Below are 14,929 nucleotides of genomic sequence, written 5' to 3'. Positions count from 1 at the left end.
TGGACAAAACTCCCAACAAAGGTTTCCTTTTTCCTACCAGTTCAGCATTTCCAATTAATCAAAAAATATACAAAACCACATAAAATTTTTTAGATAAATATGAAAACTTTAAATTTATAATCGTAATGTTTGTTTATTTATAAACGAACTAAAATCTTAATACCAGTTATGCATGTATAGTAACTAGAGAATTATTCCTTTCAAAAAAACAATCCGAACTACTTTCCGAAAATAAATATACTCGGATTATAGTCCGGATTTACTGATCATAAATCCACTTATCTCTTTTTCTTTGTTATAAATAAAGCTTTTAAAACATTTGATATCCACTTTTTCTTAATAACTTAATAATGATTCCAGACACAATTGTACCTGCAAATCCTGCTACTAATATGGCAATATCAACTGGAGTGATTTGCATTAGCCTGGAAAAAGCTTCTGAAAATGCAGATCCTGGTGCCTTTAAATACTCCATTGTAGACATATTATCTACAATAATTAATACGACAAATGGATATAAAAATGCCATCAACCATGTTCTTCGTAATAACATATTCAATATAAATGCAATACCAAAAAAGATGACAAAATATAATATAATCGACACTACTAATTGAATCAAAACAGGTGGCTCCCTTCGCAACTTTACTCACCTAACAAGCAGTTAGACATTATTATGTATAAACAATTTCTTTTCCCTTTTCCATTTTAAATGAATTTAGAAAAAAAGCAAAGACAGTGGCACTGTCCTTGCTACATCCACACTTAATAAAAAATGTTAAACTTTCCTTTTTTCATTAATAAACTTAGTCCACCTAATTTCAATAAGTACCGATTATCAATTATCTTTTTCATCACAGTTGCTTTCCAGCCAAACAATTTTTGATCGTTAAATATAACCCCTATCGCATCATTATGGCCTAGAGAAGCTACTGTACCAAGTATTTCCGGTTCAAAGTGCTCCATTTCTCCGCCTTGAATATACGCTTTTACATTATGGGCAACTACGGCTGATTGTTGAATAGCAATTTGTGCTGTTGGTGGATAAGGTCTCCCCGTTTGTTCATTCATAATAAGTGCACAATCGCCAATTACAAATACATTATCATAGTCTGGCGCTCGCATATCCTTTTCTACTGCCACTTTGCCTCGATTATTTTCAAAACCGGACTTCTCAACAAGAGCGTTTGCTTTTACACCAGCTGCCCATACCGTTGTTAGTGTTGGAATTTCCGTTATTTCACCATTTTTTTCATAAACAACACTAGTAGCTGTGCATTCTTTAAGCATTGCTCCAGTAACAAATTCAACTCCGCGTGATTCTAATGAATTCATCGCATATTCTACTAATTGTGGATCAAACCCAGGCAAAATAGTAGGTGATCCTTCAATATTAATTATTCGTACTAAATTTTTATCAATATCATATTCTTCGCAAAGCTCAGGAATACGATTTGCAAGCTCACCTAGAAATTCAACTCCAGTAAACCCACCACCGCCTACAACAATATTTAATCGTGCGGGGTTTTTTTCTGATTCGTTGTGATACAAAGCAAAATTATATTCCATATGTTCGCGAATAAGGCGAGCACTATTAATGTTTCCAATTGTAAACGCATGTTCTTCTAAGCCAGGAATACCAAAGGTTGCTGCTTCAAATCCAAGCCCGATTACCAATACGTCATAATCTAATTGGCCATTTTCCAGTTTAACTTTCTTTTCATCTGGCTTAATAGAAATAACTTTATCTTTAACAAATTTCACCTTACTCATATTTATTACATCTTTAATCTGTATACGAGTTCGATCATGATGTAAGGTTCCTGCTGCGTTTTCATGAAGCCAAGTGGTTTGGTAATGATAATCATTTATATTCACAAGTGTTATATTTGCCTCATTTACTCCTAATGTCTTTTGTAATTTAACTGTAGTCATCATGCCACCGTAGCCAGCACCTAGAATTACTATATTCGGTTTTTTCATTCTAATCACTTCCATTTTTTTACTATTTTGTACGTTTGTGACATATTTCACTTAATAGTCATTAGAAAAAACTTGGCTACTTTACCAAGTGGATAGAAAAATTAATAGATTTATAATGTCGTTGTCACATAATCGTAATAAACATCCTTGATAATAGTAGCCTTTTTCTATCTACATTTCAACCCTTTCTTTTGTTTCCCCAATTATTAAATTTTTCTTAATAGTAAGTTACAGAGTGCTTTCATGTTCTACTAAGGGGAATTTATGGTACTATAAACAATGGTATACTAAATTTTATCGGAAGTGGAGGGAATTATTGTGACCAAAGAAGTCTATGATGTTACTATCATCGGCGCAGGTCCCGTAGGTTTATTCACAGCCTTCTATGGCGGTATGCGTCAGGCAAGTGTTAAAATAATTGAAAGTTTACCACACACTGGCGGGCAATTAACTGCTCTATATCCAGAGAAATATATATATGATGTTGCTGGTTTCCCTAAGGTTAGAGCACAGGAATTAGTAGATAACTTAGAGGAACAAGCAAACTTATTCGATCCAGAAATTGTTTTAGAACAGGCAATCGAAAATGTAGAAAGGCTTGAAGATGGAACGTTCAAATTAACATCCAATAAAAAGGAAGTACATTATACAAAGACGATCATTATTACAGCAGGAAACGGAGCTTTTCAGCCTCGACGTTTAGACATAGATCAATGCGATAAATTTGAAAACATTAATCTCCATTACCATGTTAAAGATATGAACCAATATAAGGATCAACGTGTTGTCTTACTTGGAGGTGGAGACTCAGCTGTTGATTGGGCGCTTATGCTAGAACCGATTGCCGAAAAGGTAACTCTTGTGCATCGTCGTGATAAATTCCGAGCCCATGAACACAGTGTGGAAAAGCTTTATGCATCGAACGTAGAAATCCTAACACCGTTTGTACCATCAAATATCGTTGCAAATGAGCGTATTGAACAAGTCGTTTTGGAAGAAGTAAAAGGTGACCGAGAAATCACATTGGATGTCGATGCCGTTTTATGCAATTATGGATTTGTTTCTACACTAGGACCAATTAAAGACTGGGGACTCGAAATTGAAAAGAATAGTATCGTAGTAAATTCAAAAATGGAAACCAATATACCAGGGATTTATGCTGCTGGAGATATTTGCACATACGTTGGAAAAGTGAAACTCATTGCAACTGGATTTGGCGAAGGTCCTACGGCTATAAATAATGCAAAACAATATATTGATCCGAAAGCCAGAATTCAACCAAAACACTCAACTAGCATGTTTTAAGATACTAACTATAGATAGATATAAATAATAGCTGAAGCAACTTATTGCTTCAGCTATTTTTCTAACAATCGCCAGGCGCGCCTGCCTTATCTTTTGTTCTAAAAGATGATCCACAACCACAAGATACGATAGCGTTCGGGTTATCAATACTAAATCCGCCACCCATCATATTTTGTTTGAAATCAATCGTTGTTCCTTCAATTATAGGAATATCCTGATTATTGAGAACAACTGGTATTCCATTAATTTCTTTCGTTGTATCTAACTCTTCATTTATTTCGTATTCAAAACCTAGTGAATAGGATAACCCACTACATCCGCCACCTTTTACACCAAAGCGCAAATAGGCACCATCAGACTCTTCTTTCATCATATTTTGAATCTGCTTACTAGCATGATCGGTAATATTAATAGCCATCTCATGGACCTCCCTTTAAGATGATTGCTTATCTTCTTTAAGTATACAAAGTCCTTGAATAGGATTCAACTGATGATACTCAATCGTCATAGTAATAATCTCCTGTAGCTATAACTTCTGCTCCTCCAGTCATCCAGACATAGCCCTGATCATCCCATTTAATAAACAAATCGCCGCCTGGTAAATGAACAGTTATTTGTTCATTACGGTTAACCAAATCATTCAACGCGGCTGCAACTACTGCCGCACAAGCACCAGTACCACAAGCCTGTGTAATACCAGACCCTCTCTCCCATACACAAAAATTTATTTCAGTAGGAGTAAGCACCTCAATAAATTCTACATTTATCCCCTGTGGGAACCGTTTGTCCTTTTCAATTGATGGTCCTAATTCTACTAAAGGGGCATCATCAATATTGTCAACAACAAAAACAGCATGCGGGTTGCCCATAGATACCGCTGTTACTTTAAGCTGCTGATCCATTATTTTAAATTGTTCTGCTACTACTTTTTCTGTTTCACTGCCTATCATTGGAATGTCCGCTCGGTTAAGCTGTGGCTTCCCCATGTTAATTGTTACAAGCTGCACATTATCATTCTGTATTTGAACCTCTGCCTCTACAATATTAGCTTTCGTTTCTATTTGAAATTGAGTGACATCAACAATTCCATGTTCATAGGCATACTTCGCAGCACACCTTAATCCATTACCACAACTCTGCCCTTCTGAACCATCCTTATTAAATATCCGCATACCTAGTGCCGCTCTTTCACTGGGATGAATTAAAATGATACCATCAGACCCTATTCCTGTGTTCATATTAGATACGCTTTGCGCTAATGCTGGCAGCATTGCTTCCTCTAATTTATGCTGGAATAAATCAATATATATATAGCTATTTCCAAGTCCATGCATCTTCGTAAAAGGGATTTTCATGTTCGTTTCCTCGTTTCTATTTATTCTGTAATGGAATGTTATGTTTATCCAATGCATGATAAACTGTTTTTAACCGCGGTATACCTTCAGCAACCATTTCGTCATTGATCATGACAATGGGATAGAATAAATCATCACGCACTATCTTTTCAATAAATGCCTGATGCTTTTCCACATTTGGAGGTTGATCAATATCTATGTATTCATATTTTAGGTGATCATCTATATATTTCCGACCAATAGCAGCTTGTAGCCATTCATAAGTATCCCTAGAGCCTGGTGCGCCAACACAGCTCGCACAAATCTGTTCTGCCCCATATACCGTTATCTTTATTTGCTTCATCCCATCTAGCCTCCTTTATACGATATCTTTTATTTTACAAAATGTTTATCTAAAGATAAAATAAAAATGATTATCAGTTTCAATTATGCCATAGATTTTTTGAAGAATCCGTTCTATAATAGATAGAAGAAAGGAGAAGATGGATAATGCGAGACCAAGTACAAGAAGTATTAAATAAATTACGTCCATTCTTGCTACGTGATGGTGGCGATGTGGAGTTAATCGATGTAGATGAAAACGGCATTGTGCTTCTTCGTCTGATGGGTGCATGCGGGAATTGCCCGAGTTCTACCATTACATTAAAGGCTGGGATTGAACGCGCCTTAATGGCCGAAGTACCTGGAGTAACAGAAATAGAGCAAGTATTTTAAAACAAACTAAATCGATAACATAGCTAATAATTATATTTTATCCTATACAAAGAAGGCCTCCAACGATAAGGATGCCTTCTTTATTTTTGTCTAGGAAATATTGAGCCGCGTCCAGTTCCAGCGCCCAGAACTAGATGACTTCACGACTCGCTCCAGTCGCTACATTTCTAATCGAGCGCTTGCGCTTTTGTTCCTATCTATTTTACCAAACAGGCGTCTTCGGCTGACCGCCTGTTAATACAGAAAGCGTATTATCCAAACACAATTTCCACATAGCAGTTCGTGTTTCTGTACTCGCCGAACCAATATGTGGAAGTGCAACAACATTCTTCAACTGCATTAATGGATGATCAGCATGAATAGGCTCCTCTACAAAGACATCCAATCCAGCTGCCTTTATTTCTCCAGTTACTAAAGCATTCTCTAACGCTGTTTCATCTACTACTGCACCTCTAGAAATATTAATAAAAATACCAGTATCTTTCATTTTATGAAAGGTAGTCTTATTAAATAATTGCTCCGTTTCACCAGTTAAAGGCACAACAGATACCACAAAATCTGAATGGTGAAGCAACGTATCGAAATCTGTATAAGTGGCATTTAGCTGTTCTTCCGCTTCAACATTTCTAGAACGGTTATGGTATAAAACTTCCATTTCAAATCCCTTGGCTCTCCTTGCAATTGCTTGCCCAATTCTTCCCATACCTACAATCCCAATTGTCTTATGGTGAATATCGGATCCCGCCAATAAATACGGCCCCCAGTTGTCCCACTTATCTTTCCGTATATAATCATTTGCCTCCATAAGCCTTCTTGCAGTGGCCATTAACAGGGCAAACCCTAAATCAGCAGTTGTTTCGGTCAGCACATCTGGTGTGTTAGTTACAGCAATATTTCTAGCCTTTGCTGCTTCCATATCAATATTATCGAAACCTACCGCTAAATTCGCAATTACCTTTAAATGAGGAGCTGCATCTAGCAACTGCTGATTAATCTGTTCGCTTAACATGCAAATTAATCCCTCTGCCTCTTTTATTTCTCGCAACAACACATTTTCTGGTACTGGGTCATTCTCTTTTTCCCAAAATTTTATACGGAAGCTATTAGTATAAGGGGCGATTAATTCTTCTGGTATTTTCCGTGTAATATAAATCAATGGTTTCTTCAACGGTATGACCTCCATACGTAATTATGTTCATCATTCTATAGCCAGTGTACCACAGGAATTTGCAGAAGATCACAATCCACCTCTACTTGATTATAAAATTTCCCGAGCTTTTCTTCATATTCTGATTGTGTTTGAAGTAATTGCTTGAATTGCTCGAGTGCATCGTCATTTTCAGATGTTAAATTCCATTCCAAAAAATCAAAAATATGAATAGGAAAAAGTAACCTTGCATATATTAAACGCCAGCTAAACACAGATAATGGTCTGATCGCTTGATAATCATTTAAAAAATTGGAAGAAATTGCACCTGGATCTTTGTTTAAGATGTGCTGTCTTAAAAATTCAGAAATATCTCTCGATGGGTGATCATAAACTAATTCCATTGGCCACATAATGGGCTTTATCAGTTGATTTGTATATCTTCGAAAAGCAATCGTTCCCTGATCTACTTCATAAAATCGCTGTTCCTGTTCACTTTCACGAATATATTGAATTGCATTTTCACTTATACCGATGAAATAAGGAAGTACATCCATTACTAGACGGTAATATGCTGAAGGGGTTTCACGTGCTCTCTGCTCAAGATGATTCTCTAATGTGTTCACTTTATCGATCCATAATTCCTTCCATTGTCCATAGCTGGAAATAGCCTTTGGTTCATATCCATAAGCATTACCAATCTGATGAAATTCGGCTAGTAATTTTCCATCAGATAGAGTAATCTCTCTATATGAAAGTTTGCCTTGAACAACCATAAGCTGCGTATCCTGAAAAACTGTAAACCATTCTCCTTGATTATTTGATATTGGAATTGCCATATGTGTATAGTAGTCTTCCGCTAAATAATAAGCTACAACCGCCTGTTCCATATAAATAATTTCATTGTTATCAATAGAAATGGTAAAATAAACATATTCTCCAGATTTAAAGCATTCTTTGCCGTCAATCCATCTTTTTTCTTCTGGTTGAATGTTGTAATTTTCATAAAGCCACTTTTCATAAGACAAGTAGATCCCTCCTCTGGGTATTTATACTAATTGTATGTTGAAAAGTTACCTTCTTTACTTAAAACTATAAAAAGAGAGGAAGTTACATGATGGGTCAAGAGACAAATCAGAGTGAATTAGAAGTTAAAGCTAGACAATGGCTTACTGAACGTGGAGTGACGATTGATGATATAGCAGAACTCGTTTATTATCTACAGTCTAAGTACCATGATGATTTAACAATAGAAGTTTGCAGACATAATGTTGATCGTGTTCTAACAAAAAGAGAAGTACAAAATGCCATCCTGACAGGTATTCAATTAGATGTATTAACAGAAAAGAAACAGCTAGAGCAGCCGCTACAAAAAACCATTGAGGTTGACGAAAGTTTGTATGGTGTAGACGAAATCATTGCATTATCAATCGTCAATGTATATGGCTCAATCGGCTTTACAAATTACGGGTACATTGATAAACAAAAGCCTGGCATATTACAAAAATTAAATGATAAATCCTCAGGAGAGTGTCATACGTTTTTGGATGATATTGTAGGTGCAATTGCAGCTGCGGCATCTAGTCGCTTAGCACATTCCACTGATGAAGAAAGTTACTAGATAAAGTGAAACTTCAAACCATACTTTTAACTTAGACTGTCAAGCAGTTCTTCTTATATTAGAAAAAATCTAGATTAAGCCATCACTTTTAGCATACAAGAAGAGAATAAAAGACGAAGATATCGAAGTCTTATATAGTAAACAGAGAGTAGATATACCATTGGTTCTTCTACTCTCTGTTTACTTAAATATGTTGAAGCCATTCATGTAAACTATGCACATAATAGGTCGGCTGGATTTCAAGGTTTGGGTACTCCTTAATAGGAGTAACACCAGTAAAAACCATCAATGTATCCATCCCTGCACCTATGCCAGCTCGTATGTCTGTAGCATAATTATCGCCAACCATTAACGCTTCATCCTTTTTCACTCCTAACACAGTTAGGGCTTCCTCCATAATAATGGATTCTGGCTTACCAATAAAGGTTGGCGCTACTCCAGTACTAACTGTAATTACAGATGTCAGTGATCCATTCCCAGGTAATAATCCTCTTTCACTGGGAATCGCTACATCGCCGTTCGTAGAAATAAAAGTAGCGCCATCCCTGACAGCCAAACAAGCTTTTGCTAGCTTATCATATGAAATGTTCCGGTCAATGCCAACAACTACAAAATCACAATCCTGATCTGTAATAGTCAGTCCTTGCTCTTCTATAGCTTGATGTAATCCATCTTCTCCTATAACATAACATCTTGCTTGTTTCTTTCTTGCTTGAATAAACTTTGCTGTAGCTATACTCGTTGTCACTATCTGCTGTGCAGTTGCAGTAATCCCCATTTTATTTAATTTCGTAGATACATCTTCTTGTGTTTTTGAAGAGTTATTAGTTACGAACACATGTGGAATGTTATTGGTTTTTAATGTAGCAATAAATTCTGCAGCCGCTTCAATTGGTTCATTTCCTCGATACATCGTACCATCTAAATCAATTAAATAGCCTTTATACGCATGTTTCATGAATATTCCTTCTTTCTAAACTAAAAAGTCCAAGCGACCTTGCTCACTCAGACAACGTCTTCTTTATTCAACTGCAGGAGAAAGATATAGTCCTTCACCTTTCTTCCAACTGCTTTATTGTCCACATACAATAAGGTTTTCCATCAGTAATACATGTATGTGAAATAACTTCACAGGTAGAAAAGATGTCTTGATACATTGCTTTTTCATTTTGACATACTTGTGTATATTTAGAGGATAACGCAGAAATCGGACAATGATAATTTTTCATTTCATAGTGTCCTACATCTACCTTTTTCAATTCTACCATATATCCATTTCCATCTTGAAACTTAGCCATTTCTTTAACCTTACCATCAAAGTCACTGTCACCTACGAAATCCTCTAGCTGATTCCGTTCCCGCAGCATTCTTTGCCAAAGTAAATCATCAACCGCTCTCTTACCTTGAAGATACTCAAGATCCTGAAGCAGCTCTAATGGCAGTTTTTCGTTTTGATTTGGGAATAATCCATGCCCCTTCTCTGTAAGCTCATAAGTAAAATATGGTCTTCCTAGTTTCTGCTTTATACTATTTTTCTTGATAAATCCATCCCGCACTAGAGATTGTATATGCTTTCGAACAGCAATTTCCGAAATCGTAAAAAAAGGCAACACATCTGTTATAGTTACTTCATGTCCTTTTTTTATTAACGTCAATAGCTTTTGCTTCGTAGGTGTTTGTTTCATAACGTATCACCCCTATGATTCATTTGAAAAAGCGTTAGCTACTCCTAGTTCATTATCTAAGTACACTCTTATATGTGCTGAAAATTGTTTATATACATGATAATTAGCTTGAATCGTATGTATTAACTTGTTATGGTCGATGTTTGTATAGTCGGTTACCAACACTTTTCTTAGCTGTATTAATTCTTTATAAGCAGTTTCCTCATCTTTAGGAAGAACCTGTTCATCTAACAAAATATCGATAATATCGTTATAACTACCTGGATCACGCATAATAAATCCATCGATCATCATATTTCCAACATCTAATGTACATTCTATTACTATATGTACAGCTCTTTCCAAACTTAATTTATCGATTAACGTTTCTGGAGCGTTCATTTTCAATACATTGATGACCTGGTCCATGTATTGAAGCGTCTGCTGAATCTTACTCCTATCTACAAAATACATGTAACAAACCCCCATTATGAATTACAATCTTATCATACCATATATTATAGGATTATTGAGCAAAACATGATATAGTTAAGGAAAATGTCAATATTCGGAAAAGAGGGATATGATGGGAAGTAAGTATGAATTAATTAAAGATGAAACTGTTACAAAAGAAGTGCGTTATATAAGTTTCATGGGAAAGTTACAGCGTTATGATTTTGCTTTTTTAAAGAATGATGATGATCCAAGCAAAACCACCATTATCAATTTGCGTAAAAATCGATTTACAGTAGTAGGAAAAGAGGATTTAAACGATCCAGGAAAGATAGAGCATATCTTCCATGAGACAGCTATGGAAGCTGATGAAATTCGGAACTTCCTACATGAAGTTCTTTAATTACAGCAAATTTCATGCATAATTTAAATACGAGGAGAATGAAGGATGATGGGAACTGTGATCTCTTCCAACAAGGAAGATATACTTAATTTAGATGTTACAGCTATATCCCATGCTATTAAAGAAAGACAGTTTTCAGTGTTAGAAATCGTTAGTGTTTATATAGAAAAACAAAAACAAATAAATCCGATTATTAATGCAGTAGTAGAAAATCGGTACGTTGAAGCGCTACAACAAGCAAAAGAGCTGGATATGTTTTTAAAAAATAATGAGCCATTATCCCCTCTATTTGGTGTCCCAATAAGTGTAAAAGAATCCATTCATGTCAAAGGTATGAAAACGACTGGTGGACTAGAACATAGAAAAGACTTAATTTCTAGAAAAGACGCAGTAGTTATATCGAAATTACAGGAAGCTGGAATGATTATCTTAAGTAAGACAAATACACCTGCCTTATGTTTTTGTCAGGAAACAGATAATCGACTATATGGTCGTACCAACAATCCTTGGGATATCAATAGGACCTGTGGAGGCTCAAGTGGAGGTGAAGGAGCCCTGTTAGCAGCAGGAGGTGCTCTTGCAGGAATTGGCTCTGACATTGGTGGTTCCATTCGATTTCCCAGTCACTTCAATGGCGTTATTGGTTTTAAGCCCGGTTTTAAACAGGTTTCAGCTCATGGGCATTTTCCAGCTGTTACAAATGATATCCAAAATAGAATGTTAAGCATTGGACCAATGGGTAAATCCGTTCGGGATATGGAACTTATCTATTCAAGCATCTCCGAAAATGAAATAGATGATTGCTCTCTAAAGAATTTTAAGATAGAAATTTTACCTAGTAATATGGAACAACCATTAAATGAAGTAACGAAAAGACTGTTAGACGATATTGAAAAAGTACTAACAAGATCGTTTTCTACTTTTCGACGCATTCCTCCAATGTATCATAACTGCGCTACATTATGGCAAGAAATGCTCTCAAGTAATGGCAGTGAATTAATTGAAAAAGCTGCATTTAACAATGACAGGTCTTTTCTCTTGAAATCTTTTCTTAAAGAAAAACTAACGCAACGCTCTAAGATTCATCCGTATCTGTCGAAAGCAATTTTTGGAGCAAAGCTTTTTAAACCATCGATTAGCCGCATTCGAGAGATGGAAGAGACGATTTTACAGGGAGACAAGATTCTGGGAGCGTATTTACAAAATAGGCTACTCATTTTTCCAATTTATCATACGGGAGCATTAAAGCATGGAAAAGTCTATCGACAAATATTCTCCATACGGCGAACATTTCTCACTTACATGCCATATGTAGCCTATGCAAATGTTTGGGGATTACCTGCATTGACCGTACCGGTAGGAAATGATGAAAATAATATGCCAATTGCTGTTCAAATTATAAGTAAATCAGGAAATGAGGATGCAATTTTTCGATTAGGAAAAATGCTTGAAAAAAAATACAGAGGCTATAAACGTTGTGAGCTTTAATCCCTAGCATCATTTCATACGAACTGCCTTTATTTTCTACCCATACAACTCACTATATAGTCAAAACTAATACCAACACCTTTACATTAGTTGTTGGTATTTTGTGTGAAAAGGATGTGTTTAGTTGATGGCAAAAGAAAAAAAGAAGACATATTCAAACTTTACCAATGTGGAAAGTATGCACGACAAGTTAATTCCTGAGGAATTCCCAGAAGGATCTTTTGGTTCTCCAATGAATGAATATGCTCTAGTGGAAGGTAAATCGACTCCTTGGGAAAAAGGACAACGACGGGATAGTGCTTTTGTTTACCCTGATAGAGAACGTCATAAGGACTTACCTAGACAGGCTGATGGCTCACATGACCCACATAATAATCCTGATGGCGATTTTGGAAAAGAGCAGTAGCAACATCGAGCTACTGCTTTTTTATGTAGCAATTTTTTGAAGGACAAAATAAGCACATCCAAAATTACAGTATTCATATAAATAGTCATCTAAGGCACTGATCTTATTGTCAACAGGTGCTTTTTGGTTTTGATCTGCATAAAAGCCTTTTAATCGTAACTGGTCATAACCCCAGTCACCAACAATAAAATCATACTTAGCTAATATATCTGAGTACCGTTCTTTTAACATATCCTCACTAAATCCATTTTTATGATTTTCCACAAGCTCGTATTTTTTCCCTTGCAGCTCTATCATATAAATCCCCCCATATATCGTGTCTACAGTTTATCATCTTTTCGAAAAACCCTCCAGAAATAAAATAGTATGATTTTCAACTCAAATTGCAAACTAATGATGAAAAGATATTTTGAATGGAGGATAGCAATGAAAACAAGAACACTTATACCAATCGGCCTGACTTCTTTGCTACTCATTACTGGTTGTGCAAATAATAACAATGCTATTGATGAAAGAGACCAAATACGGAATGAATTAGATCCTAATCAAGAGTTACGAGCTCCGGCAGAAGATGGTGCTGATGATAAACTTGGCTATGTGCGTTATACGAAAGAACAAATGGAAAATAATACAGAAAAAAATCATTCCGTAAGTATTGACCGTACTGAAATGGCGAATATGATTACGCGAATTATGTTGCGTGGTGATGCTTTCGATGAAGTCGCAACACTTGTAACGGACGAAGAAGTGTTAATTGCTTACCAAAAATCTGGCCGTTATGATCAGGATAGAACAGCGGATATGGCAAAGCGTACGGCAATGTCAGTTATGCCTAGATACTTTAAAGTATATGTCTCGGACAATACAAGTTTAATTAATGATATCCACAGTTTGCATAATCTAAGTACAACAGAAGGTGATTATGATAATACAATTCAGAGCATTATTAAAGAAATGAAAAAATCACCTCAAGGTAGTAATAAAGGTATGTAATCAAAAACAGAAAGGAACTGATTGGAATTCCAATTAGTCCCTTTTATTTTATTGTATAATCAGAACTACTTTGACAAAAAATACAGAACATCAGCTACTTATAACGTTATTAAGTAAAGAAAATATGCGTGTAAGGTAAGGGTGAAACATTTTGTATGCAAAACGTTTTTTTTTCATGATCATAATTCTATTTTCGATTTTTCCGCATACATTTGCACATGCAGAAGAGAAAACGATTTATGATAAAAGAATGGCATTATTCAAAAAAACAGAAGCTTTAAGTCAAATTCCTTGGTACTATTTCGCAGCAATTGATAATTACGAGCGCAACAAAAAACAGGATTCAGATGATGAGAAAGTTATCTCTATTGAGGTGCCACGTGAATTATGGTATGGATTAGGAAATTCTTCTATGATCAAGGATGAACGATTAATCGTCTTTTTCAATGGAAAGGGTAAAGATGGCGATGGTGATCAAAAAGCCGATCCGAGAAATTCGGAAGATATTCTTCATACGATGGCAAATTATTTACTTGAATACGGTCAAACGAAGGATGATATAAAGATTGCATTATGGAATTATTATAAGCGGGATTTATCCGTACAGACGATAATGAACACTGCAAAGGTGTTTAAGGAATTTCAAGATATTAATTTAACGGATAGGGATTTTCCTGTTTCTATAACTCACAATTATAGTTATAGAAGCACATGGGGTGACCGAAGAGGATTTGGCGGATTACGAATTCATGAAGGTACCGATATTTTTGCAAATTATGGAACACCTGTAAAATCAACAACATATGGTGTTATAGAAATGATGGGCTGGAATCTCTATGGAGGATGGAGAATCGGTATTCGTGATATTTATAATATTTATCATTATTATGGACATATGAACGGTTACGATGATGATATTAAGGTTGGTCAAGTTGTTAAGCCTGGAGATATACTGGGGAGTGTTGGTTCGACAGGTTATGGACCGCCGGGAACATCTGGAAAATTCCCTCCACATTTACATTATGGTATGTACAAAGATAACGGCAAAAGCGAATGGTCCTTTGATCCATACCCTTATTTACGTAAATGGGAACGAATTGCGAAACAAAAAGATTAACAAGATAGTCAATTTAAACTTATATGACTTCTTCGCCTAGACTGGATAGAAAATAAATAATAAATTGAAGCGTTCAAAGGTCTGTTAGAATCGAAAAGGCTTCCCTTCACCTAGCTATAGCAACTAGAGAAGGGAAGTCTTTCTGCTACAAATTCGATAAAAAGGTCACTTCTTATTTTACTTCTTTTGATTTCTTCACAGCATACATAACACTTGCAGCTAATCCTCCCCAAATAATTACCATACTAAGAATCATCACTAAAATGACACTGCCAGTCAT

General features: G+C 35.7%; 20 protein-coding genes. 8 read left to right on the top strand and 12 right to left on the bottom strand.

What is annotated here, in order from left to right; translation table 11 throughout:
- Nucleotides 1–310: 310 nt before the first annotated feature.
- Nucleotides 311–622: a YuiB family protein gene (locus RVS70_RS03855; protein ID WP_026681535.1), complete on the bottom strand. Its 312-nt coding sequence runs from the start codon at nt 620–622 to the stop codon at nt 311–313.
- Nucleotides 623–765: 143 nt separating this feature from the next.
- Nucleotides 766–1,983: an NAD(P)/FAD-dependent oxidoreductase gene (locus tag RVS70_RS03850; RefSeq protein ID WP_026681536.1), complete on the bottom strand. Its 1,218-nt coding sequence runs from the start codon at nt 1,981–1,983 to the stop codon at nt 766–768.
- A 318-nt stretch (nt 1,984–2,301) separates the two neighbouring features.
- Here RVS70_RS03850 and RVS70_RS03845 point away from each other — a divergent pair, with 318 nt between their 5' ends.
- Nucleotides 2,302–3,288 carry an NAD(P)/FAD-dependent oxidoreductase gene (locus RVS70_RS03845; RefSeq protein WP_026681537.1) on the top strand — a complete coding sequence of 329 codons (987 nt, stop codon included), beginning with the start codon at nt 2,302–2,304 and terminating at the stop codon, nt 3,286–3,288.
- A gap of 61 nt (nt 3,289–3,349) precedes the next feature.
- On the opposite strand, the gene RVS70_RS03840 is transcribed toward RVS70_RS03845, so the two are convergent.
- From RVS70_RS03840 to RVS70_RS03830, 3 genes are all read right to left on the bottom strand, one after another.
- Entirely contained in the window at nt 3,350–3,706 is a 357-nt protein-coding gene (locus RVS70_RS03840) for a HesB/IscA family protein (protein WP_026681538.1), read from the bottom strand.
- A 79-nt stretch (nt 3,707–3,785) separates the two neighbouring features.
- Nucleotides 3,786–4,643: a diaminopimelate epimerase gene (gene dapF, locus RVS70_RS03835; protein ID WP_205388756.1), complete on the bottom strand. Its 858-nt coding sequence runs from the start codon at nt 4,641–4,643 to the stop codon at nt 3,786–3,788.
- A 16-nt stretch (nt 4,644–4,659) separates the two neighbouring features.
- Nucleotides 4,660–4,986, bottom strand: a complete 327-nt coding sequence (locus RVS70_RS03830) for a YuzD family protein (protein WP_026681540.1) — start codon at nt 4,984–4,986, stop codon at nt 4,660–4,662.
- A gap of 146 nt (nt 4,987–5,132) precedes the next feature.
- On the opposite strand from RVS70_RS03830, the gene RVS70_RS03825 reads away from it, so the two are divergent.
- The gene (locus tag RVS70_RS03825) at nt 5,133–5,357 is read left to right on the top strand and encodes a NifU family protein (RefSeq protein ID WP_026681541.1); all 225 of its coding nucleotides are present in this window, start codon (nt 5,133–5,135) and stop codon (nt 5,355–5,357) included.
- 202 nt (nt 5,358–5,559) lie between these two features.
- Here RVS70_RS03825 and RVS70_RS03820 read toward each other — a convergent pair whose 3' ends face one another.
- Both RVS70_RS03820 and RVS70_RS03815 read right to left on the bottom strand, forming a co-directional pair.
- On the bottom strand, nt 5,560–6,525 hold the full coding sequence (locus RVS70_RS03820) for a 2-hydroxyacid dehydrogenase (protein WP_026681542.1): 966 nt from the start codon (nt 6,523–6,525) through the stop codon (nt 5,560–5,562).
- Nucleotides 6,526–6,560: 35 nt separating this feature from the next.
- Nucleotides 6,561–7,532, bottom strand: a complete 972-nt coding sequence (locus RVS70_RS03815; RefSeq protein WP_026681543.1) for a hypothetical protein — start codon at nt 7,530–7,532, stop codon at nt 6,561–6,563.
- An 89-nt stretch (nt 7,533–7,621) separates the two neighbouring features.
- Between RVS70_RS03815 and RVS70_RS03810 the strand changes: the two genes are divergently transcribed.
- A complete protein-coding gene (locus tag RVS70_RS03810; RefSeq protein WP_026681544.1) occupies nt 7,622–8,125 on the top strand; it encodes a phosphatidylglycerophosphatase A in 504 nt (167 codons plus the stop codon).
- Between the two features lie 184 nt (nt 8,126–8,309).
- Here the strand turns inward: RVS70_RS03810 and RVS70_RS03805 are convergent, their stop codons facing one another.
- The 3 genes from RVS70_RS03805 to RVS70_RS03795 all read right to left on the bottom strand — a co-directional run bounded on the left by RVS70_RS03805 (nt 8,310) and on the right by RVS70_RS03795 (nt 10,263).
- Nucleotides 8,310–9,083 carry a TIGR01457 family HAD-type hydrolase gene (locus RVS70_RS03805; RefSeq protein ID WP_026681545.1) on the bottom strand — a complete coding sequence of 258 codons (774 nt, stop codon included), beginning with the start codon at nt 9,081–9,083 and terminating at the stop codon, nt 8,310–8,312.
- A gap of 94 nt (nt 9,084–9,177) precedes the next feature.
- Nucleotides 9,178–9,810: a hypothetical protein gene (locus RVS70_RS03800; RefSeq protein ID WP_321132543.1), complete on the bottom strand. Its 633-nt coding sequence runs from the start codon at nt 9,808–9,810 to the stop codon at nt 9,178–9,180.
- 12 nt (nt 9,811–9,822) lie between these two features.
- Nucleotides 9,823–10,263 (bottom strand): DUF86 domain-containing protein, encoded by a 441-nt coding sequence (locus RVS70_RS03795; RefSeq protein WP_026681546.1) that lies wholly within the window; start codon nt 10,261–10,263, stop codon nt 9,823–9,825.
- A gap of 112 nt (nt 10,264–10,375) precedes the next feature.
- On the opposite strand from RVS70_RS03795, the gene RVS70_RS03790 reads away from it, so the two are divergent.
- The 3 genes from RVS70_RS03790 to RVS70_RS03780 all read left to right on the top strand — a co-directional run bounded on the left by RVS70_RS03790 (nt 10,376) and on the right by RVS70_RS03780 (nt 12,539).
- The gene (locus RVS70_RS03790) at nt 10,376–10,645 is read left to right on the top strand and encodes an SAV0927 family protein (RefSeq protein WP_026681547.1); all 270 of its coding nucleotides are present in this window, start codon (nt 10,376–10,378) and stop codon (nt 10,643–10,645) included.
- 45 nt (nt 10,646–10,690) lie between these two features.
- Nucleotides 10,691–12,133, top strand: coding sequence for an amidase (locus tag RVS70_RS03785; RefSeq protein ID WP_321132542.1), 1,443 nt, complete (start codon nt 10,691–10,693; stop codon nt 12,131–12,133).
- Nucleotides 12,134–12,260: 127 nt separating this feature from the next.
- Complete coding sequence (locus tag RVS70_RS03780; RefSeq protein ID WP_321132541.1) at nt 12,261–12,539, top strand: hypothetical protein; 279 nt, start codon at nt 12,261–12,263, stop codon at nt 12,537–12,539.
- A gap of 21 nt (nt 12,540–12,560) precedes the next feature.
- Here RVS70_RS03780 and RVS70_RS03775 read toward each other — a convergent pair whose 3' ends face one another.
- A complete protein-coding gene (locus tag RVS70_RS03775) occupies nt 12,561–12,836 on the bottom strand; it encodes a YutD family protein (RefSeq protein WP_026681550.1) in 276 nt (91 codons plus the stop codon).
- Nucleotides 12,837–12,965: 129 nt separating this feature from the next.
- Between RVS70_RS03775 and RVS70_RS03770 the strand changes: the two genes are divergently transcribed.
- Both RVS70_RS03770 and RVS70_RS03765 read left to right on the top strand, forming a co-directional pair.
- Nucleotides 12,966–13,532: a YhcN/YlaJ family sporulation lipoprotein gene (locus RVS70_RS03770; protein ID WP_026681551.1), complete on the top strand. Its 567-nt coding sequence runs from the start codon at nt 12,966–12,968 to the stop codon at nt 13,530–13,532.
- Nucleotides 13,533–13,680: 148 nt separating this feature from the next.
- Entirely contained in the window at nt 13,681–14,649 is a 969-nt protein-coding gene (locus tag RVS70_RS03765) for a M23 family metallopeptidase (RefSeq protein ID WP_414617166.1), read from the top strand.
- Between the two features lie 172 nt (nt 14,650–14,821).
- On the opposite strand, the gene RVS70_RS03760 is transcribed toward RVS70_RS03765, so the two are convergent.
- Nucleotides 14,822–14,929 (bottom strand): methionine/alanine import family NSS transporter small subunit, encoded by a 108-nt coding sequence (locus tag RVS70_RS03760; RefSeq protein ID WP_121605573.1) that lies wholly within the window; start codon nt 14,927–14,929, stop codon nt 14,822–14,824.

Source organism: Virgibacillus sp. M23 (assembly GCF_034190895.1).
GTDB classification, from domain to species: domain Bacteria; phylum Bacillota; class Bacilli; order Bacillales; family Amphibacillaceae; genus Virgibacillus; species Virgibacillus salarius.
The sequence above is the reverse complement of the archived record's forward strand: the minus strand, read 5'-3'. Positions and strand labels throughout refer to the sequence as shown.